The sequence below is a fragment of the Rhizobium vallis genome (assembly GCF_003985155.1).
Lineage (GTDB): Bacteria > Pseudomonadota > Alphaproteobacteria > Rhizobiales > Rhizobiaceae > Rhizobium > Rhizobium vallis.
In genome coordinates, this window is sequence record NZ_ML133687.1 from 20,196 (window position 1) to 40,302 (window position 20,107).

The 20,107-nt window shown below is 61.7% G+C and carries 19 protein-coding genes; 9 read left to right on the forward strand and 10 right to left on the reverse strand.

Going from position 1 to position 20,107, the window contains the following annotated elements:
- Positions 1-33 precede the first annotated feature (33 nt).
- Together EFQ99_RS05340 and EFQ99_RS05345 are read right to left on the reverse strand one after the other, a co-directional pair.
- A complete protein-coding gene (locus EFQ99_RS05340; RefSeq protein WP_126919624.1) occupies positions 34-615 on the reverse strand; it encodes a transglycosylase SLT domain-containing protein in 582 nt (193 codons plus the stop codon).
- 158 nt (positions 616-773) lie between these two features.
- Entirely contained in the window at positions 774-1,331 is a 558-nt protein-coding gene (locus EFQ99_RS05345; RefSeq protein WP_126919625.1) for a dihydrofolate reductase family protein, read from the reverse strand.
- Positions 1,332-1,549: 218 nt separating this feature from the next.
- On the opposite strand from EFQ99_RS05345, the gene EFQ99_RS05350 reads away from it, so the two are divergent.
- Positions 1,550-2,158 carry a TetR/AcrR family transcriptional regulator gene (locus EFQ99_RS05350; RefSeq protein WP_126919626.1) on the forward strand — a complete coding sequence of 203 codons (609 nt, stop codon included), beginning with the start codon at positions 1,550-1,552 and terminating at the stop codon, positions 2,156-2,158.
- An 11-nt stretch (positions 2,159-2,169) separates the two neighbouring features.
- Positions 2,170-2,457, forward strand: coding sequence for a YciI family protein (locus EFQ99_RS05355; RefSeq protein ID WP_126919627.1), 288 nt, complete (start codon positions 2,170-2,172; stop codon positions 2,455-2,457).
- A 21-nt stretch (positions 2,458-2,478) separates the two neighbouring features.
- Here EFQ99_RS05355 and EFQ99_RS05360 read toward each other — a convergent pair whose 3' ends face one another.
- The 6 genes from EFQ99_RS05360 to EFQ99_RS05385 all read right to left on the reverse strand — a co-directional run bounded on the left by EFQ99_RS05360 (position 2,479) and on the right by EFQ99_RS05385 (position 10,570).
- Positions 2,479-3,279 (reverse strand): TIGR02186 family protein, encoded by an 801-nt coding sequence (locus EFQ99_RS05360; RefSeq protein ID WP_126919628.1) that lies wholly within the window; start codon positions 3,277-3,279, stop codon positions 2,479-2,481.
- On the reverse strand, positions 3,279-4,202 hold the full coding sequence (locus EFQ99_RS05365; protein WP_126919629.1) for a sulfite exporter TauE/SafE family protein: 924 nt from the start codon (positions 4,200-4,202) through the stop codon (positions 3,279-3,281). The genes EFQ99_RS05360 and EFQ99_RS05365 overlap by 1 nt, the downstream gene beginning before the upstream one ends.
- A 352-nt stretch (positions 4,203-4,554) precedes the next feature.
- Complete coding sequence (locus tag EFQ99_RS05370) at positions 4,555-8,337, reverse strand: peptidoglycan-binding protein (RefSeq protein ID WP_126919630.1); 3,783 nt, start codon at positions 8,335-8,337, stop codon at positions 4,555-4,557.
- A gap of 311 nt (positions 8,338-8,648) precedes the next feature.
- Entirely contained in the window at positions 8,649-9,014 is a 366-nt protein-coding gene (locus EFQ99_RS05375) for a VOC family protein (RefSeq protein WP_126919631.1), read from the reverse strand.
- A gap of 97 nt (positions 9,015-9,111) precedes the next feature.
- Positions 9,112-9,813 (reverse strand): SDR family NAD(P)-dependent oxidoreductase, encoded by a 702-nt coding sequence (locus EFQ99_RS05380; protein ID WP_126919632.1) that lies wholly within the window; start codon positions 9,811-9,813, stop codon positions 9,112-9,114.
- 73 nt (positions 9,814-9,886) lie between these two features.
- Positions 9,887-10,570 (reverse strand): DNA-3-methyladenine glycosylase I, encoded by a 684-nt coding sequence (locus EFQ99_RS05385; protein WP_126919633.1) that lies wholly within the window; start codon positions 10,568-10,570, stop codon positions 9,887-9,889.
- Positions 10,571-10,824: 254 nt separating this feature from the next.
- Here EFQ99_RS05385 and EFQ99_RS05390 point away from each other — a divergent pair, with 254 nt between their 5' ends.
- From EFQ99_RS05390 to EFQ99_RS05410, 5 genes are all read left to right on the forward strand, one after another.
- Positions 10,825-12,621, forward strand: coding sequence for an acyl-CoA dehydrogenase C-terminal domain-containing protein (locus EFQ99_RS05390; protein WP_126919634.1), 1,797 nt, complete (start codon positions 10,825-10,827; stop codon positions 12,619-12,621).
- A 200-nt stretch (positions 12,622-12,821) separates the two neighbouring features.
- Positions 12,822-14,030, forward strand: a complete 1,209-nt coding sequence (locus tag EFQ99_RS05395; RefSeq protein ID WP_126919635.1) for an acetyl-CoA C-acetyltransferase — start codon at positions 12,822-12,824, stop codon at positions 14,028-14,030.
- Positions 14,031-14,032: 2 nt separating this feature from the next.
- Positions 14,033-14,416: a cupin domain-containing protein gene (locus tag EFQ99_RS05400; protein WP_126919636.1), complete on the forward strand. Its 384-nt coding sequence runs from the start codon at positions 14,033-14,035 to the stop codon at positions 14,414-14,416.
- Between the two features lie 15 nt (positions 14,417-14,431).
- Positions 14,432-16,645, forward strand: coding sequence for a 3-hydroxyacyl-CoA dehydrogenase NAD-binding domain-containing protein (locus tag EFQ99_RS05405; RefSeq protein WP_126919637.1), 2,214 nt, complete (start codon positions 14,432-14,434; stop codon positions 16,643-16,645).
- Positions 16,646-16,915: 270 nt separating this feature from the next.
- Positions 16,916-17,125: a cold-shock protein gene (locus tag EFQ99_RS05410; RefSeq protein ID WP_003545273.1), complete on the forward strand. Its 210-nt coding sequence runs from the start codon at positions 16,916-16,918 to the stop codon at positions 17,123-17,125.
- Between the two features lie 181 nt (positions 17,126-17,306).
- On the opposite strand, the gene EFQ99_RS05415 is transcribed toward EFQ99_RS05410, so the two are convergent.
- The gene (locus tag EFQ99_RS05415; RefSeq protein ID WP_126919638.1) at positions 17,307-17,807 is read right to left on the reverse strand and encodes a MarR family winged helix-turn-helix transcriptional regulator; all 501 of its coding nucleotides are present in this window, start codon (positions 17,805-17,807) and stop codon (positions 17,307-17,309) included.
- A gap of 58 nt (positions 17,808-17,865) precedes the next feature.
- Between EFQ99_RS05415 and EFQ99_RS05420 the strand changes: the two genes are divergently transcribed.
- Complete coding sequence (locus tag EFQ99_RS05420; RefSeq protein ID WP_126919639.1) at positions 17,866-18,270, forward strand: GFA family protein; 405 nt, start codon at positions 17,866-17,868, stop codon at positions 18,268-18,270.
- Between the two features lie 155 nt (positions 18,271-18,425).
- Positions 18,426-18,821 carry a YybH family protein gene (locus EFQ99_RS05425; RefSeq protein WP_425376268.1) on the forward strand — a complete coding sequence of 132 codons (396 nt, stop codon included), beginning with the start codon at positions 18,426-18,428 and terminating at the stop codon, positions 18,819-18,821.
- A gap of 13 nt (positions 18,822-18,834) precedes the next feature.
- Here EFQ99_RS05425 and EFQ99_RS05430 read toward each other — a convergent pair whose 3' ends face one another.
- Positions 18,835-20,037: an MFS transporter gene (locus EFQ99_RS05430; RefSeq protein WP_126919641.1), complete on the reverse strand. Its 1,203-nt coding sequence runs from the start codon at positions 20,035-20,037 to the stop codon at positions 18,835-18,837.
- Between the last annotated feature and the right edge of the window lie 70 nt (positions 20,038-20,107).

A 20,107-nucleotide genomic window follows, 5' to 3' on the forward strand; every position in this document is an offset into this window, starting at 1 on the left:
AATTCGAGGGCACGCCTGGCACGCCCTTGAACCTCAATTACACCCCTGCAACTGCTGCTGATAGGTCCCCGCCATCCGCGCGAACCGTTGTGCCGTCTGCTGCAACTGGCCATTCGAGCGCCAGTCGCCACGCTTGTATCCGGTCGGCCCGGAATAATAGGCAAGATAGAGATTATAGGCATCGTTCAGCGGAATGCCGGTCTCGGCGCTGTTCTGGTAGTGATACCAGCCGATGAAATCGATCGCGTCGGAAAAGTTCGTCCGTCGCGCGGCCCAATTCCCCGTCTGCGACTGATAGTGATCCCAGGTCCCGTCGAGCGCCTGTGAATAACCGTAGGCCGTCGAGGGCCGGGTCCAGGGAATGAAGCCGAACAGCCTGGTGCGCGGCGGCCGCGCATAGGGCTGGAAGCCGGATTCGGTGTACATCGTCGCCATCAGGATCGGCACCGGCACGCCATACTTCTTCTCTGTCCGCTCGGCGGCACGCTGCCAGCTGGAGAAGAGCCCGTCGCGCTCATCAAAGACGGCGCAAATGTTCCGCGTCTGCTTCGGCGCCGTCGCGCAGCCGGCAAGTAGCGCCAGCCCCACGGCCGTCAAAACGATACGAGTACGCATGACAAAACCTCTCGTTTCCGAGAGATTACTAACTCGTAAATGTTAAAAACCGGTTTTTAGTCGAATGCGAACCATCCCTCGGATGTTTCCTTGTGCGGAGAGGGGATGATGCAGGGCGGCCATGGACGTGGCCACGGATCATTCCATGATCTCAGATGCTATGTCCTGACGGGCTCGTAGCGCAGGATTACCGCGCCGCTTCCCGTTGCCGAGGATTCGATGAGCTTCAGCGGCACCTGGCGCTCTCCGGACTTGAAGAGCGGGTTGCCGCCGCCGAGGATTACCGGCACGACGCAGACCCTGATTTCATCGATGAGGCCTGCTTTCAGCAGGCTGTCGGCAAGCTCGGCGCTGCCGAAGATGAAGATCGTCTTGCCGCTTTCCTGCTTCAGCTTCATCAATTCGGGGATCGGATCGCTGACGATGCGAGCATTATTCCAGCCGGGATCGGTCATCGTTCGCGATACGGCAATCTTGGCGATGCCGTTCATATAGCCCTTGATCTTATCTTCGCTCTCGGCCGTCGGCCAGTAGGATGCCATGCCCTCATAGGTCTTGCGGCCGAAGACCAGCAGATCGCCTTCCTCGCCGAATTGCTCGGCATAGCGGTGCAGCTCCGGTCCCCAGGCATAATTGTGGAAGTCGATATCCCAGGGCTTCATCCCTTCGAAATAGCCGTCGAGCGTCATCAGATTCCAGACAACAAGCTTTCTCATTCCGTCCTCCTCCAGCGTCTTGTGTTAACTGATTGCATCAAGAAACCGGTTCTGCCTATTCAATCCGATAGCAATATGCAAGCGGTTTTGGCGGCTTGTGTGTCTAAAGTCCAGTACGCGCCCTTGACCGTTCTAGGTCGATTGTCCTAATGAGTTCTTAGGTCAAATGTCCTACGTGCTTGCCGCTGGCGCTTGGCGAACAGACAAGGAGGAATGAATTGGTTGCTGCAACCACGCGACTGCAGATTGTCGAAGCCGCCGACAGGCTTTTCTACGAGAGAGGCTTTGAGGCGACGTCCTTTGCCGACATTGCTGCCGTGGTCGAATTGTCTCGAGGTAACTTTTACTACCACTTCCGGACGAAGGACGAGCTTCTCGATGCAGTGATCACGCATCGTCTTGCTAGGACCAAATCAATGCTCGATGTATGGGAGGCCAAATCCGAGGCTCCTGCGGAGCGAATTCTCAGTTTCGTCCAGCTCCTCATCGTGAACCAGGCAAAAATCATGGCTTATGGTTGCCCGGTTGGTACCCTCTGTAACGAGCTCGCTAAGCTTGATCACATCGCCAGGGGTCGGGCCGCCGAGATTTTCAATCTGTTTCGCCATTGGCTCTCGCATCAATTCGTTGCGGTCGGCCGAGAGGCTGATGCCGATGGGCTGGCCATGCATGTTCTGATGTGGAGTCAGGGCGTTGCTGCACTCGCCGCCGCATATCGCGACGAAACCTTCATTCACCGCGAGGTGGAAAACATCTCCGCTTGGCTGGCAGCACAGCAGCCCGAACCGCCCGCTTTTCCCGAAATCGTTCCTGTTCAGCAATCCTAAGGAGCTCCTGGATGTTTTTCGTTACCCTGAAGTTCTCGGCCGGCAAGGCCAAAGCGCCTGTCCTGATGGAAGGACATAATGCTTGGATCAAGCGTGGCTTTGATGACGGAGTGTTTCTCCTCGTCGGCGGCCTTCAGCCGAGTGCGGGCGGAGCCGTCGTCGCCCACAATACCTCGCGTGCCGATCTGGAAATTCGGGTTCAGGAAGATCCTTTCGTGGCAGAAGGCGTGGTCACCGCCGATATTCATGAAGTTGCGCCGGCTCGCATCGATGAGCGTCTCGCCTTCCTGAGGACATGAGACGATACCTGTGATGGCAGATCAGTCCTTGCGGAAGATCAGGCTGGCGGTCCAGCCGGTGATGACGGCGAGCAGCACAGCCACGCCGCCGTAAAGGATCGGCTGCCCATGCGCCGCATCGGTGATCGTCTGCTCGATGCCGGTTTTGATAACCCGCAGCGGCAACGATTTTTCGGTGACGAAATTGCCGCTCTTGAAGAGATAGGCGCGCACCGTGTGCACCCCGTTCGGAATGTTCGCCGGCAGGCGCAGGCTCGCCTTGAAGAGATTGGAGGAGACGAACCGCACGCCGGTCGGATTGCGGTCGTAAAGCGCGTCTGCCTGCTGCAGCCGCAGGAAAGCCTGGCGGAATTCGGCGAGATTGCTGCCGTCACCGACGAAGCCGACCGGGGTCAGCGGAATGTGATCGATGCCGATCCCCCGATCGGTCAGGTCAAGCGGGGTCGTCAGGTCGTCGATCCCGCGCGAACTCGACATCGAATAGGAATGTGGCACTGCTTCGAAGGTCATCGAGCGCCTGTTCACCCAGATGCCGAAGACACGTTCTTTCTTCCGCACCGTCGCATCCTCGCGCGGCCCTTCCAGCACCACGACCACATCATACTGGCCGATGGCGAGCAGCAGCTGATCGGTGTTCGACAGCGCCCCGAAGATCGTCAGGTCTGCGCCGCGGAAATCCGATGTGATGGCAATTTCGCTCGTCGATGTGCCGATCTCCAATCCTTCGCGGACGACTTCCGTCGCCTGTCCGGGCAGCCACTGCGCTCCGGCAGCCACCGGCAGCAGGCAGAGGAATGCAATGGCGGCGGCGAGCAGGCGCATCAGTTCCCCGCTCCCATCACCACCGAATAGACGTCGGCCGGCGTCACCACCAGTGCGATCGCAAGACGCAGGCCGACGGCGAGCACCAGCAGGCCGAGGAGCGCGCGCAGCTGCTCGCCGCGCAGCTTCTGCCCGACGCGTACGCCGTATTGTGCCCCGATCACGCCCGCCACCATCAGGATGAAGGCGAGCACGATATCGACGGAAAAATTCGTCGCTGCCTGCACGATCGTCGTATAGGCGGTCACGAAGATGATCTGGAACAGCGAGGTGCCGACGACGACATTGGTCGGAATGCGCAAGAGATAGATCATCGCCGGCACCATGATAAAGCCGCCGCCGACACCCATGATCGAAGTCAGGATGCCGATCGCAAAGCCGAGCGCGACGATCGGAATGACGCTGAGAAAGATCTTCGATTTCTTGAAGCGCACCTTGAGCGGCAGCTTGTGCACCCAGTGCTGGTGGCCGGGCTTGCGCGGCGCCGGCGGCTCGTTGCGCGCCGCCCGCCGCATGGCATTGATGCTTTCAAGCAGCATCAGCCCGCCGACAGTGCCGAGGAAGATGACATACATCAGCGAGATGATCAGATCGAGCTGGCCGATGGCGCGCAGCAGCGAAAAGATCCAGATGCCGACCGTGGCGCCCGAGAGGCCGCCGATCAGCAGCACGGTGCCGAGCTTGACGTCGAGCGTGCCGCGTCGGAAATGGGTGATCGCGCCCGATATCGACGACGCCACTACCTGGTTGGCGCCGGTTGCGACCGCGACGACGGGAGGGACATTGTAGAAGATCAACAGCGGGGTGATAAGAAAGCCGCCGCCGACGCCGAACATTCCTGACAGGAATCCGACGGCCGCTCCCATGCCGAGAATGATGAAGATGTTCACCGACAATTCTGCGATGGGCAGATAGATTGTCACAACCGACCCCGAATGATGACCGCGCCTGTCGGGCGGTTTTTGTCACGTCCCCGTTCGAATGCGCACCATACTGTGAAATCGTTGCCAGAGGCTTTCGATCGGCCTCTGATGAGCGATGGAGGTTCCGGCAGAGGATTCGCCGGATGCGCGGATCGATATGTCCCGCATAATCCGGCTTTTTTCAGGTATTGTGACAGGCGGCGACAAAATCGGAAAAAGCCTGCGGCCCACCACACAATTTATCCTTAAATCGATTCCAGTCTAAGGATAAATTATGCAGCAATTCAGGGTGTTGCAGCGTCATTTGCGCATCTGAAAAGACGCGCGGCGCTGCAATGCCGCGAAGCCTTTTCTAGATTGCCTTGCTGCCCTGCTTGTTGCGTTCGAGCAGCGCCTTCACGGTCGCGTCGGTCACCTTGCCGTCCGGCTCCTGGCCGACCGTTTTCTGGAAGCTCTTGATCGCGGCAACGGTCTTCGCACCCATTTCGCCGTCCGGCACTCCAGCATCGAAGCCATTGTTGTTGAGGATCGCCTGGATGTTACGGATCGCCTTCTTCATGTCGACGGTGGCCGTCTTCGCGCCCGTGCCCGCCCATTCGTCGGGGATGTCGATCGCGTTCGTGCGGTGGTCGAGCGGCTCGGGCTTCCAGAGATCGGCCTTGGCACGCGCCCGTTCCAGCTGGTCGGGTTTCATGGCATTGGCCACTTCGTCGCGCTTCTGCGCTGCGTCTTTGTCGCCAGCCTTGGCGGCAATCGCGAACCACTTGTAGGATTCTTCGAGATCCGCCGGGACCCCGTTGCCCCTAGCGCAGAGGATCGCCAGGTTGAACTGGCTGTCGGTGATGCCGAGGTTTGCAGCTTTGGTGAACCAAGAGGCGGCAGTTGCATAGTCCTGCTGGCCGAGTGCGCCGGAGGCGTAGAGAACCGCGAGATTGTGCATCGCGCTGGCATTGCCCTGGTTTGCCGCCTGTTCGTAGAAGCCCTTTGCCTTGTTGATGTCGCGTTCGACGCCGTTGCCTTTCTCGTACATGCTGCCGAGCCGGTATTGCGCCGGCGCAAAGCCCTTGTCGGCCGAAAGCTGATACCAGCTTGCCGCCTGCTTCTGGTCGACCGTCACGCCGTTTCGGCCGTCCGAATAGCGCGCACCGATCTCGAACAGCGCCAGCGTATCGCCGCTGCGCGCCGCATCGGCAAGCGATTTCGGCTGCACCGTCTCGGGAATGGTGATTGCGGCCTGAGGCTGAGATGCTGCCGTCGCCGGGGCGTTCGAAACGAAGCCCGATGGCTCCTGCGTTGCACCGGCCGAACCGGACGGGGCAAACGTCGCAGCACCCTCGCCGTCGAGCGGCATCGCATCGGTTAGGTGATCGCCGGCAACTGGCGGGGCTGCGTCCGGCTGCACCTGTTCGGCGGCGGGAGGCGTTGCTTCCGCTGCGGGCGCGGCCGTTTCCGCAGCGCCGGCATCCTGCTGGGCGGGCGTTGCCTCGGGCAATGCCGGTGAAGGGTTTTCCATTGCTCCCGTCAGCGCCGAAACTTCCGCTGGCGGTTGCGGCGCGCGCTCGCCGCTCGTCAGCGTGCGGGCGAGCGGAAAGGCCATGATGGCGAGCAGCACGGCGCCGACCGCCAGAAGGATTGGCCGCCGGTAGCGCGAAAAGGCGCTGGTCTTGCCCGTCTTGTCAGAAGTCTTGCCAGCCTTGTCGGTATTGACGCTCTTCTTCTCAGGCCTGACGGCCGCCTGCTTCGGATTGGCGTCCACTTCCATGGCGGCCGCCTGCGCCGCGCGGCGGGCGGCGGCGATGTAGTCGGCGCGATCGGTTTCGCCGGCAGGTTTGCCGCGCGCCGCACTCTGGCTGGCGCGCACCCGCTCGAGGATCTTCTTCACGTCAGGCGTGCCCGAGCCCGGTTCGAGCAGTTCGTTTGCCGCGTCCGTCGGTACCACATCCGTGGGGTCGATCGACGGCGCCGGGTCGATGACCGCGCGTTCGATCCCCTTGGTCTCGGCCTTCTTGCCCGGCAGCAGCCGTTTGCCGAGGCTGGCGAGCAGGCTGACCTTTGCAGATACCGGCGTCGCGGTCTCCGCCGACCGGGTCGCAGCTTCAATGGCGATGGCGCTCGTTCCGCTCATGGCCGTGGCCTGCGCCGGGACGGCAGATTCCGCTGCGATCTCTGCGGTGCGAATGACAGGAGAGGCCTTTGCCGTCGGGGCAGCGGCAAGGGGCCGGCCCGCTTCGGCTTCGGCCACCATCAGCGCATAGGGATCAACATCGACATCGAAATCGACGTCGGCCACCGGCATCTGGGCGCTCGGCCGCCCCCGCTCTTCCATGCCGTCGAGGCGGTCGGCAATATGCACCAGCGTCTCGTGCAGCGCCTTGAAGGTCTTGTGCGTGCGCTCCTCGCTGTCGCGGCTGATATCCTCGAGATGGCGCAGGTCTTCGGCCAGTGCTGTTAACGCCGACATGTCGGCGGCGGGCACGGCGCCCTGCATGCTGCCATTGCGCGAATAGGCGTCAACGACGGCTTCTGCCGCCTGGCGCGCCGCCTCGATGATATATTCGTCGCTCGTCGCCATATAATCTTCGATCGCGCCCATGCGCCGGTCGAGATCGGCAGGGATCGCAGCGCTTTCGCGCGGCGCGTTCATCAGTGCCGAAAGATTGGCAATCTGGTCTTCGAGGTTCTTCAGGGCGTGCGGATCGGTCGGCGGCGCCGATGTGCTCTCCTCCAGCCGGGCGGCAATGTCGCTCAGCCGGCCTTCGAGGCGCCGGAAGGCGCCGTCGTCGACCGTCGCGGCGGGTGCAGTCTGCTGATAGGCCATGTCGTCGATGCGTCGGGCGAGATAATCGAGCCGCTGCGCCAGCACGTCGTTGACGGCACCGCTTTCCAGCGCGTCGATCTTGCGGGAAATGTCGGAAAGCGCGCCGGAGAGATCGGGCTGGGGTGCCGCCTTCTGCGTCCGCTCCAGGAGATAGGAGAGATGTTCCAACCGCTCGTCGAGCCGCGACGTTGCTTCCGCTTTCGTCAACTCCTCGACGCGCGATGTCAACGCCTCCAGCCGCAGCGCCAGCTCGTCGGCCGGGTTCACGCGGCTGGCCGCGTCATGGCTCATCAGGTCGATCTGGTCGGCGAGTGCCGAAAGCCGGCTTTCCAGCCGCTGCATCAGTGCCGGGTCGTTGGCGGCGGCGGCGCGTCCGCTTGCCGCGATTGCGCGGCTGATCTCGTCAAGCCGCATATCCATCGCGGCGAACTGCTCGGACATGACCCTGTCGTGCGGCTGGATCAGATTGCCGAACTGCTCCATTGCCGTGGCGATGGAAATAAGCTTGTCTTCCAGCGCCCGCACGGCCGGGCTTTCGCCCATGCCGCCGATATGGCGCTTGATGTCGTCGAGCCGATAGGCGAGCGAAACGAGCTCTTCCTGCAGCCCCTCCGTATCGAGTGCTGCAAGTCGGCTCTCGAAGCCGTCCCAGCGGTTTTCCATATGGCGCAGCGAATCCTCGCGCGCCAACCCATCCATCAGCGAGCGCAGATCTTCGAAATCCTCGCGCAGGCCGGCGGCCTCAGGCCCGGCGGAGCGGCCGGTCAGCTGGGTAATGCTCTGGGCAAGGCGGCCCATGTCTGCGCGCATGTCGTCGGCGAAACGGCCGTCTCCGGCATTTGCCTTGATCTCGCGCAGCTCGGCGCGCAGCGCGTTCATCTCGCGGGTGACGCCCTCGGAAATGTCACGCTTCAGGTCCTGTCTGAGGTTGACGAGCGCCTGGGCGATTTCCGTCATCGTGTCGTCGCCTGCGCGGAAGGCGGGCGCCGGCGCGGGGGCGGGGCGCGGTGCGGGTTCGCGAAGCTGCGGCGCCTGTTCGCGCGTGTAGGGCCGTTCGCGGCCGGCTTCCAGCGCGCGCTGGCGCTGGCGAATTTCGGCAAGCGGATCCGGCCGCGGCTCGGGCGGGGCTTTTACTGGCCGAGGAGCGTAGGAGCCGGCATAAGGATCGCGCTCGGCCGTTGCCGTGCGCGGCCGCTGTTCGCGCCCGCTGCCCATCAGACCTTCGATGCGCGCCTCGAGCCCTTCGATCGTGCGGTTCAGCGCATCGAGCGAAGTCCTGTCGGACTGTCTGGAAGGATTTGATCGCGATCCGTTCATCTTCTTGCTCGCTTCGACTGCTCGACCCCTCGTCAGAGCTCGATCCTTGGCTTTTGCGTCTGCTGCCGCGCCTTCGCGCGGACCGGAGCGCACCATTCATGAGAAGCTAGTCAATTAGACTTTCCTCAAGCTGAACGGCGTAGCGGCATCCCTGGGAAACGCGAGACTGAGAAAAATGAATGCGGATCACTACTGCTCAATCCGCACCTTTCACGAAACGTGGTAAACAAGCCGTTAATGTCGATGAGAATTTTTTAACGTTTGTGTTCCGGAAGCCGTTTTTAGCGGCAATTGCCGTTGAATTCGTCGCCTCAAGCCGGCCGCGGATATTGCAGCTCGATCTTCACGCCCTCCGGGCCGTAGACAAAGATCTGGCCGAGATCGGTGTCGGGAATGTCGTAATATTCATAGCGATATCCGCTCGCCTTGATGCGCTCCAGCGCCGGTCCGAATTCGTAAAGGCTGAAGGCGACATGGTTGAAGATGCCGGACGGAAAATCGGTGTTGCGCGATGTCAGGCTGAGATGGATGACCGGGCGTTCGTCCAGGTAGAGCCAGTGGCCGGGGGAGGCGAAGGGTGGCCGGTAGCCTTCCTTGACGCCAAGCAAGGTTTCCAGGAATGCGATCATGACAGGCGCATCGCGGGTATCGATCGTGACATGGTCCAGACGCGGCATCGGTTCCTCCCAGCCAGCTCAGACGGCGAAACATAGTCTGATTGACGTCACCGCGAAAGTTGCCTTCTCTCGGCGGCGGGACGCCACTGGCGGACGCTTAGAAGTTCTCCGTCCACGGCCGGACTTCCACTTCCAGCGACCATGCGCTGCGGTGCTGGCGAAGCACGTCGATATAGGTCTGCGCGATTGCATCCGGCGAGAGCGTACCGTCAGGCTTATCCGCCTGGTCCGGCCGGATCTGCGAGCGCACCGCGCCGTCGATGACGAAATGCGCGACATGGATGCCCATCGGCCCGAGTTCGCGGGCAGCACTCTGGGCAAGGCCACGTAGCGCGAACTTGCCCATCGCGAACGGGGCCGATTGCGCAAAACCTTTCACGCTTGCCGATGCGCCGGTGATGAGGATCGCACCGCGGCCGCGCGGGATCATCTGCCGCGCCGCCTGCTGCACCACCAGGAAGCCGCCAAACGCGGTTGTCGCAATCGCCTTCTCCACATCGGCTGGATCGAGTTCGGAAAGCGGACCGCGCACGCGAGCACTCGCATTGAAGATCACCACGTCAGGCCCGCCGATTGCGGCCGCGGCTTCTTCGAACAGCGCCGCCACACTCGCCGGCTGCGAGACGTCTGTTGTAAAGGCGCTGGCGCCGGTCTCCTCGATGAGCCCGTGCAGTTTGTCGATATTACGGGCGGCCAGCCCGACCTTGACGCCCTGCGCCGACAATTGCCGGGCGAGCGATGCGCTGATGCCGGAGCCCGCGCCGACAATCAGGGCGCTCTCATAGGGAAAATCGGTCATGATATCGTCCTCGATGAATTGTCCTGATGACGTAGGAAGTGCGAACGGTTTGCGCCACCACTCGACGGGAATTTCAGTGCGCGGAATCGATCGAATAAGCGCAGATGCGTGACAGATGGACGAAGGAAAGGCCCGTCTCCTCGGCCCATTCATTGAAGGCCTGCTGGATCAGCTGCTGGTCCTTCTTGGTCGTACCGGAGGAGGAGAGCGGGACCCCGGCGAACCGGAGACAGGCGAGCACATCCATCGTTCCGATGAAGCTGTCGCGGCCGATGCCGCGCAGGAAATATTGTCCGGTCATTCCGCCGAGCCGGCTGCCGCGTTTGCTCAGCAGGTCGAGAAGGCCGATTTGGTCGTCGCGCGGCCAGTCGGCGAAGAAGACGCCGGCGCTGCCATATTCCCTGGCCAATTCCCTGAGGAAGGCGGCATTGACGCGAACCGACATGATCTTGGCGCCGTTGCGGATGATCCGCTCATCCGATGTCAGATCGTGCCAATAATCGTCGGGCGCGATATTCAACATTGACGGATCGAAACCGGAAAATGCCGCCTCGAAACCCGGCCACTTCGCATCGATCACCTTCTGGACGAAACCGCTGTAGAAGATGCGCCGGGTCATATCCGCCAGGATGCGGTCGTCGGGCATGGCGCGCAGCCGCTCGTGATCCGGCCGGTGCTTCTCGAGCATTGCCTGCAGCGCGGCCGCTCCGCCTTTTCGCTCCTCCGCTCGCTGCCTTATCGCCTCGAAGCTGATCATGTCGGCGGCCCTCCTGAAGCATTGCCCGAATTGCGGATTGTAAGACGCTTCGGCTTATAAGCCATTCCCAGATGGACAAGGAAGATGAGGTGACGTCTTCCTGGCGCTTCATGGCCTGTGAATCCATGCTCCCGAATTTTTTCACGAAAGACGGCCAAGGTGCAGAATTTGACGTTTACGCAAACGTCAATATTTTGTAAGACAGTGCCCAAGGCCGGGGCGATCCGGTCAGCCGAATGGGAGGAATTTGAGAGATGCCAGTCTACAAGGCCCCGGTGAACGATACGCTCTTCGTCCTGAACGACGTGCTGGGCCTCGAACGCTACAACAATCTGCCGGGTTTTGCCGAGGCGACGCCCGATATGATCGAAGCGATCCTCGGCGAGGCCGGAAAGGTTGCCGAGGAAGCTCTCTTTCCGCTGAATTATTCCGGCGATCAGGAGGGTTGCACCCGCCACGACGATGCCAGCGTCTCGACGCCGAAGGGCTTCAAGGGCGCTTATAAAGCCTATCGCGAAGGCGGCTGGATCGGCCTTGCCGTGCCGGAAGAATTCGGCGGGCAGGGGCTTCCCTATACGCTCCACACCGCTGTCGGCGAATATACTTCCGCCGCCAACATGTCGCTGATGATGTATCCTGGCCTGACGCAGGGCGCGATCGCCGCGATCCTCGTTCACGGCTCCGAGGAGCAGAAGAAAACCTATCTGCCGAAGATGGTCGACGGCTCGTGGTCCGGCACCATGAACCTGACCGAGCCGCATTGCGGCACCGATCTCGGCATGCTGCGCACCAAGGCGGTGCCGCAGGCTGACGGCAGCTACAAGATATCGGGCCAGAAGATCTTCATCTCCGCCGGTGAGCACGACCTGACCGACAATATCGTCCACCTGGTGCTTGCCCGCATCGAGGGCGCGCCCGAGGGCACCAAGGGCATCTCGCTGTTTATCGTTCCGAAATACCTGGTCGGCGATGACGGCGCGCTCGGCACCCGCAATGCCGTCTCCTGTGGTGCGATCGAGCACAAGATGGGCATTCACGGCAACGCCACCTGCGTCATGAACTACGACGAGGCGACCGGCTTCCTGATCGACGCCGAAAACCGCGGCCTCAATGCCATGTTCGTGATGATGAACGAGGCCCGCCTGATGGTCGGCCTGCAGGGCATCGCCATTTCCGAGATCGCTTATCAGAACGCCGCCAACTACGCCCGCGACCGTATCCAGGGCCGCTCGCTGTCCGGCCCCAAGGCCCCGGACAAGAAAGCCGATCCGATCATCGTCCATCCCGATATCCGCCGCTCGCTGATGACCATCCGTGCCTTCAACGAGGCCGGCCGCGCCTTCCTGCTCTGGACGGCGCTGAAATCTGACATCGCCCATCGCGCCACCGACGAGAAGGAACGGCAGACGGCCGACGATATTCTCGGCCTCGTCACCCCGATCCTCAAGGGCGTGATGACCGACAAGGGCTTCGATCATGCCGTCATGGCCCAGCAGGTCTTTGGCGGTCACGGCTATATCGAAGAACATGGCATGAGCCAGTATGTGCGCGATGCCCGTATCGCCATGATCTATGAAGGCGCCAACGGCATTCAGGCGCTCGATCTCGTCGGTCGGAAGCTCGCCCTGAACGGCGGCCGCGCCGCCATGGCCCTCTTCAAGGAGATCGGTGATTTCTGCGAGGAGAACCGCGGCGACGAAAAGCTCTCCTTCTTCACCAAGCATCTGAAAAAGGGCTTGAACGACGTCCAGGGCGCGACCATGTGGTTCATGCAGAATGCCATGGCCAAGCCCGACAATGCCGGCGCCGGCTCGACCGACTACATGCACCTCTTCGGCCTCGTCATTCTCGGCTATATGTGGGCGAAGATGGCAAAAGCCGCCGAGGATGGCCTTGCATCGGGCCATGCGGCGCGTGAGGATTTCCTGAAGAACAAGCTGATCACCGCGAAATTCTTCATGGAGCGGATCATGCCGGAAACCACGCTGCGCAAGGCGCGCATCGAGGCCGGCGCCGACACGATGATGGAACTGGCCGCCGAAGCGTTTTGATTGTGTCCTCTTCTCCCCAGCGGGGAGAAGGTGGCCCAAAGGGCCGGATGAGGGGGCGCGCCGCAGGCGCGTCTTTCTTCTGGCTCCGGCTTCGCCGGAGACCCCCTCATCGCCTCGCTTTGCTCGGCACTTCTCCCCGCTGGGGAGAAGAGGAAGAACGAAATTCACCGGCGCCGCCGCGCCGCCAGGGAGATGAGACAATGACCGAGGTTTTCATTTACGATCACGTCCGCACGCCGCGCGGCCGCGGCAAGAAGGACGGCGCCCTGCATGAGGTGCCCTCCGTCCGTCTCGCGGCGAAGACGCTGGAAGCGATCCGCGACCGCAACGGGCTCGATACGCAAACGGTCGACGACATCATCATGGGCTGCGTCGATCCGGTCATGGATGCCGGCGCCGTCATCGCAAAGGCCGCCGCGTTCGAAGCCGGTTACTCCACCAGGGCGCCCGGCATGCAGATTTCCCGCTTCTGCGCTTCCGGCCTCGATGCCGTCAATTTCGGTGCCGGCAAGATCGCCCAAGGCGCAGACGATATCGTCATTGCAGGCGGCGTCGAAAGCATGTCCCGCGTCGGCCTCGGCATGTCGGGTGGCGCATGGTTCATGGACCCATCGGTGAATTTCCCGGCCTATTTCATGCCGCAGGGCGTCTCGGCCGATCTCATCGCCACCAAATACGGCTTCAGCCGGACTGATGTTGATGCTTACGCCGTCGAGAGCCAGAAGCGTGCCGCCCATGCCTGGGAAAACGGCTGGTTCGACAAGTCGGTCATCCCGGTCAAGGATCAGAACGGCCTGACGATCCTTGACAAGGACGAGCACATGCGCCCCGGCACGGATATGCAGGCGCTCGCCTCCCTCAATCCGTCCTTCCAGATGCCCGGCGAGATGGGCGGCTTCGAAGCCGTTGGCATCCAGGCCCATCCAGAGATCGAGCGCATCAACTATGTCCATCATGCCGGCAATTCCTCCGGCATCGTCGATGGCGCCGGCGTCGTTCTGCTCGGCTCCAAGGCCGGTGGTCAGAGCATGGGGCTGAAGCCGCGTGCCCGCATCAAGGCTTTCGCCAATATCGGCTCAGATCCGGCCCTGATGCTGACCGGCCCCGTTGATGTCACCGAAAAGCTGTTGAAGCGCACAGGCATGAGCCTTGCCGACATCGACCTCTTCGAGCTGAACGAAGCCTTCGCCGCCGTGGTGCTGCGTTACATGCAGGCGTTCGAGATCGACCACGACAGGATCAACGTCAATGGCGGCGCCATCGCCATGGGCCATCCGCTCGGCGCCACCGGCGCGATGATCCTCGGCACCGTGCTGGATGAACTTGAACGCTGCAACCTCAACACCGCGCTGGTAACCCTCTGCATCGGCGCCGGCATGGGCACGGCAACGGTTATCGAAAGGGTCTGACGATGAGCTTCAACACCGGCACGATCGAAACCGAATATGCCGAGGTCACCGAGCACTGGTCGCCCCGCGTCATCGCCGATCTCAACGGCCAGAGCGTCAAGCTCGCCAAGGTCCAGGGCCAGCTCACCTGGCATTCCCACCGCGACGAGGACGAGCTTTTCCTCATCTGGAAGGGCGCGCTCACTATCGAATATCGCGACCGCCCGCATGTCCATCTGAAGGCCGGTGACTTTCATGTGGTGCCCAAGGGCGTCGAGCATAACCCGGTGGCGCAGCAGGAATGCTGGATCGTGCTTTTCGAGCCGTCGCAGACCAAACATACCGGCGATGTCGTCACTGAAAAGACGAAGACCGTCGACGCGCAGCGCAGCCATTTGCCGGCCTGATCGGGGAGGAACCCAATGACCTACACCAATTTCACGCTCGAAATCGACGCCGACGGCATCGCTCTCGTCACCTGGGATATGCCCGGCAAATCGATGAACGTCTTCACCGCCGAGGTGATGGCCGAACTCAACGCCATCATCGATGCGACGACCGTTGACGCCGCCGTCAAGGGTGTCGTCTTCACCTCAGGCAAATCCTCCTTCTCCGGCGGCGCCGACCTCTCGATGATCAAATCGATGTTCAGTTCCTATCAGGAGGAGAAGGCAAAGAGCCCGGAGATGGCGGTGCAGACCCTCTTCGGTCTGGTCGGGCGCATGAGCGGTCTGTTTCGCAAGCTCGAAACATCGGGCAAGCCTTGGGTTTCGGCCATCAACGGCACCTGCATGGGCGGCGCTTTCGAACTTTCGCTCGCCTGCCACGGCCGCGTCGCCTCCAATGCCAAGAGCGTCAAGATCGCGCTGCCCGAGGTGAAGGTTGGCATCTTCCCCGGCGCCGGCGGCACGCAGCGTGTGCCGCGGCTGGCGAACGCCCAGGACGCGTTGCAGATGATGACCACGGGCCAGTCGCTGACCGGCTCTCGCGCCAAGGCGATGAACCTCGTGCATCAGGTGGTCGAGCCGGATCAGCTGATCCCCGCGGCCAAGCAAATGATCAAGGATGGCCTGAAGCCGGTCGCCCCCTGGGACGAGAAGGGCTTCAAGGCGCCAGGCGGCGGCATCTGGACGCCGGCCTCCGCCCAGCTCTGGCCGGCCGCCCCGGCCATCCTGCGCCGCGAGACGTCAGGCAATTATCCGGCAGCACTCGCCATCCTGAAATGCGTCTATGAAGGCCTGCAGGTGCCGTTCGACACCGGCCTGAAGATCGAGCAGCGTTATTTCACCGAAGTGCTGCAGACCCGCGAAGCCTTCTCGATGATCCGCTCGCTGTTCATCTCCATGCAGGAACTCGGCAAGGGCGCCCGCCGCCCTGCAGGCCACCCCAAGACCGAGCTGAAACATGTCGGCGTCGTCGGCGCCGGCTTCATGGGCGCCTCGATCGCATACGTCACCGCTGCCGCCGGCATTCCCGTGACGCTGATCGACCGCGACATTGAAGCGGCGACCAAGGGCAAGACCGTTTCCGAAGGGCTGGTCAAGGATTCCATCAGTAAGGGACGTCTTACGCAAGATGATGCAGCCGCACTGCTCTCCCGCATCACGCCCTCGGCCGATTACGCCGATCTCGCCAATGCCGATCTCGTCATCGAGGCGGTGTTCGAGGATCGCGAGGTGAAGAAAACTGTCATGGAGGCTGTCGAAGCCGTGCTGCCGGAAGGCGCGATCTTTGCCTCCAATACCTCGACCCTGCCGATCTCGGGTCTTGCTAAGAATTCGAAACGGCCTACCGATTTCATCGGCATCCATTTCTTCTCGCCCGTCGAAAAGATGATGCTGACCGAGGTCATCCTCGGAAGCGAAACCGGCGACCGGGCGCTGGCCGTCGCTCTCGACTATGTCGCAGCCATCAAGAAGACGCCGATCGTCGTCAACGACACCCGCGGCTTCTTCGTCAATCGCTGCGTGCTGCGCTACATGTCGGAAAGCTACGACATGCTGATCGAAGGCGTGCCGCCTGCGATGATCGAGAATGCCGCCAAGATGGCCGGCATGCCTGTGGGACCCTTGGCGCTCAACGACGAGGTGGCTATCGACCTCTCGCTGAAGATCCTCAAGGCCACCGTCGCCGATCTCGGCGAAAAGGCCATCGACCCCCGGCATATGGACCTCATCTCCCGCATGGTGGAAAAGGAGGGCCGCTTCGGCCGCAAGAATTCCAAGGGTTTTTACGACTATCCGCCGAAACCGGCGAAAAAGTCCCTCTGGCCCGACCTCAAGACCCTCTACCCGCAGAAGCGGACCGACGAGGTTGACGTGATCGTCCTCAAGCAACGCTTCCTCGTCACCATCGCGCTGGAAGCCGCCCGCACGGTGGAGGAAGGCATCGTCACTGACCCGCGCGAGGCGGATGTCGGTTCGATCCTCGGCTTCGGCTTCGCGCCTTATACCGGCGGAGCGCTGAGCTATATCGACGGGATGGGCGCGAAAGCTTTCGTGGAATTGGCTGAAAGGTTGGCTGACACTTACGGATCTCACTTCAAGCCGACGCCGCTGCTGAAGGACATGGCCGCCAAGGGCGAGACCTTTTACGGGCGGTTCGATCCCTATCCGACGATAGGGGAAGCGGCGTAAGTCGCCTTTTGACGTCGTGCCGCCGCCGCGGCACGACGTCAAAGAACTCGCCGGATGTATCTCCACCAGGCCGAATTCGACTTTTCCTTGCGAACGCCTTGTCACGGACACAATTCCCGGTTAAACGTTCAAGCATCGATCTTGCTAGATGAACTTTGAAACGGCGCTCGCGTCGTTCCTGGCGAACTTCCTCCAAAATCGGTTTTCATCGCCGCTCGGGCCTTTGTCCGGGCAGCAATCTTCTATGAACGATTCGAAAAGGATATCGTCATGAGCACTGGTACCGTAAAGTGGTTCAACGCAACCAAGGGCTTCGGCTTCATTCAGCCGGATGACGGCGCAGCCGACGTTTTCGTCCACATCTCCGCCGTTGAACGCGCTGGCATGCGCGATCTCAAGGATGGCCAGAAGCTGTCTTACGAGCTCGTCCGCGACAACAAGTCCGGCAAGATGTCGGCAGACCGCCTCCAGGCGGCCTAAGCCTTACGGCGCGTCCTTCTGGACGCGCGGGCTTTGAATATCATCTCCGGATCGTGACCACGGATGTACTGGCACGGTTCGTCGAGATGGCAGGGAAGGTCGGGTTAGCCCGGCCTTTTTTCATTTTCGGCCGGCCGATGCCGCGCCCTGTCCGCCCGTTTTCCCAAGAAATGTGAATTGCTCAGTCGTCGGCCGCCTCGTCGGCCGCCAGCATTTTCATCGCCCGCGCCATCACCGCGCATGCTGAATTGAGCTCGGCTGATGTAAATGCGGCGCCCAATTCGTTTGCCCATCTCGCTTGAGCGATCTCGATCGCGCCGAGCCGAGCCGCCCCTTCCGCCGTCAGCTGCACCAGCTTGGCGCGTTGGTGATGCGGATTGTCGGCATAGGAGATCAGCCCTTCGCTCTCCAGCACGTCAGCAAGCCGCTGCACGCCCTGGCGGGCGAGGCCGAGTGCGCGGGCGATCTGCGCCACAGACATGTTGCTGCGCCTTGCCGCGGCCAGCACCTGCCAGCGCGCGCTCGTTTGTCCCGCAGGCTTTGCCAACTGGTCGCCGGCCGCGGTCAAATGGCCTGCGAGGCGAAGCGCGGTGATTGCGAAAGCGGAAAAGGCATCCCCCTCCATCGTTCGTTCCAGTCGATTTCGTTTGACAACATGTTGTCGATTTTGTATCTCATTCATAATGACAACATATTGTCATATATGTGTGTGGGACGCAACGCTGAAGGAGGAGGACGCCATGAAGAAGACCCATAAGGGAAGCTGCCATTGCGGCAAGGTCCGCTACGAGGTCGATATCGATCTTGAAGCGGGAACCGGCCGTTGCAATTGTTCGATCTGCTCCAAGCAGCGTTACTGGGGTGCCATCGCAAAGCCGGAAGATTTTCGGCTGCTATGTGACGAGGCCGAGACGGCCGACTACCAGTTCAATACGATGAGCGGCCATCATCGCTTCTGCCGCATCTGCGGTGTGGCCGCTTACGGCGACGGTTATATCGAAGCGATCGGTGGTGCCTATGTCTCGATCAACGTCGCCTGCCTCGATGATATTACGCCGGAGGAACTCGCAGCATTGCCGGTCCGTTACTCCGACGGCAGGCACGATGCTTGGTGGAACGAACCGGCGGTGACGAGTTATCTCTAGGGCATGATGCCAAAAAGTGAGGGCGACATCATGGTCCGTCCTCACGTTGTTGTCGGATTGTCGCCCTCCCATTCGTCCTCTGCCCAGGACAGCAAAGGAGAACGGCCGTGAGCAACGATACCAATACCAATATCGAAGAAGAGGCGATCATCGCCATGCTGATGATGCGGGCCAAGGCGCTCGGCGAAAAGAATGCCAAGGACGCGCTTTCCTATGAGGCTGCGGATTCCATCGAGTTTTCGCTGGCGCCGCCGCTCGTTTATAAGGGCAAGGATGAGGCGGGTCTTCAGTCCTGGTTCGACACTTGGGAAGGTCCGATCGGCGGCGATGTGCGCGATGCCAAGCTGACGATCGGTGGGGACGTTGCTTTCTGGAGCGGCCTCCTGCGCATGACGGGAACCAAGACCGACGGCACCGAAGTCGATCTCTGGTTCCGCCAGACCCTCGGCCTCGTCAAGCAAGGTGGTCGATGGCTGGTCGCCCATCAGCACGCCTCGGTACCCTTTTCGATGGATGGCAGCGGCCGCGCACTGTTCGATCTCCAGCCGTGAACCCCTCGGGATATCAGGCCGTCTTCTCCGCCGTCTTCCCCCTGCCGGCTCGAACAGCCATGATCCCGACGCCCATCAAAAGCAGGATCGCGCTCGCATAAATATCCGTCGTCAATGCGTAGCCGGCGGATTTCGCCAGGAAGCCGGCAAGGATCGCCGGCAGGCTGAAGGCGAGGTAGCTCTGGATGTAGAAGGCGGAAAGCAGCCCGGCGCGTTCGTCCGCCTTGGCAAGCGGCATGATCGTGCCGATCGAGCCAAGGAAATTGGTGCCGAAACCGGCGCCGGTGAAGACGGTGCCGATGAGCAGCAGCGGCACATTGGCGAGATGCACGCCGGCAACGACCGTCAGAATACCGAGCGTCTTGGCCGATACGCCAAAGCCGAGATTGGCCGTTGCCGTCTTGTGGCGCCTGAAGTAGACGGCAATCGCCCCGCTCGCAGTCAGCGCGGCCACGACGGCCCCGCCTGTCAGCGGCGCTCCGCTACCCGTCGTGCTGGCGACCAATGACGGGACCAGCGAAAGATAGAAGCCGCCGAGCGTCCAATTGGCGATATTGATCGGCGTCACCAGCGTGAGCGGTCGTTTCGCCTGCGGCGGAATGGCGACCCGCGGCACCAGCGAGCTGAGCGCTCCGGGCCGCGTGCCGCCGGTCTCACGCGTCAGCCAGATGGCGGCCGCCAGCAGCACGAAGGCAGCGAGCAGCAGCGCATAGACCAGATGCATCGGGAAGGGGCCGTATTGGATCAGTGCGCTGGTGCCGACCGCGCCAACTGCCATGCCGGAAAGCGGTGCGATCGAATTGACGATCTGTCCCTTCGCCCGGTCGATATCGACGAGCGCCGCTCCGAGCGAGGCGCCGGCAATTCCGGTGGCGACACCTTGGACGATCCGCGCCGCGATCAGCCAGCCGGGGCCGCTGGCAACGACGAAGAGCGCCATGGCCGCAATTTCGAGCAGCAGGGCAAAGAAGATCACTGGCTTGCGGCCGAGATGATCGGAGATCGAGCCAGCAGTCAGCAGCGCCGCCAGCAGCGCGAAGGCATAGACCGCAAAGATAACGGTGATCAGCACTGGCGAGATGGAGAAATTCGCCTGATAGATCCGATAGAGCGGCGTCGGTACAGAGGAGGCTCCGAAGAACGTGGCGAGCGTCAGCGCATGGAAGCCGATCGAGGGTCGCGGCGAATTCGAGGTGGATTTGGCTGCTGCGAACATATATAAAAGCTCTCTAAAAGCTAAGCCATTGCTTTAGCCTATGTAGAGCGGGCATTTCGTAAAAGCAAAT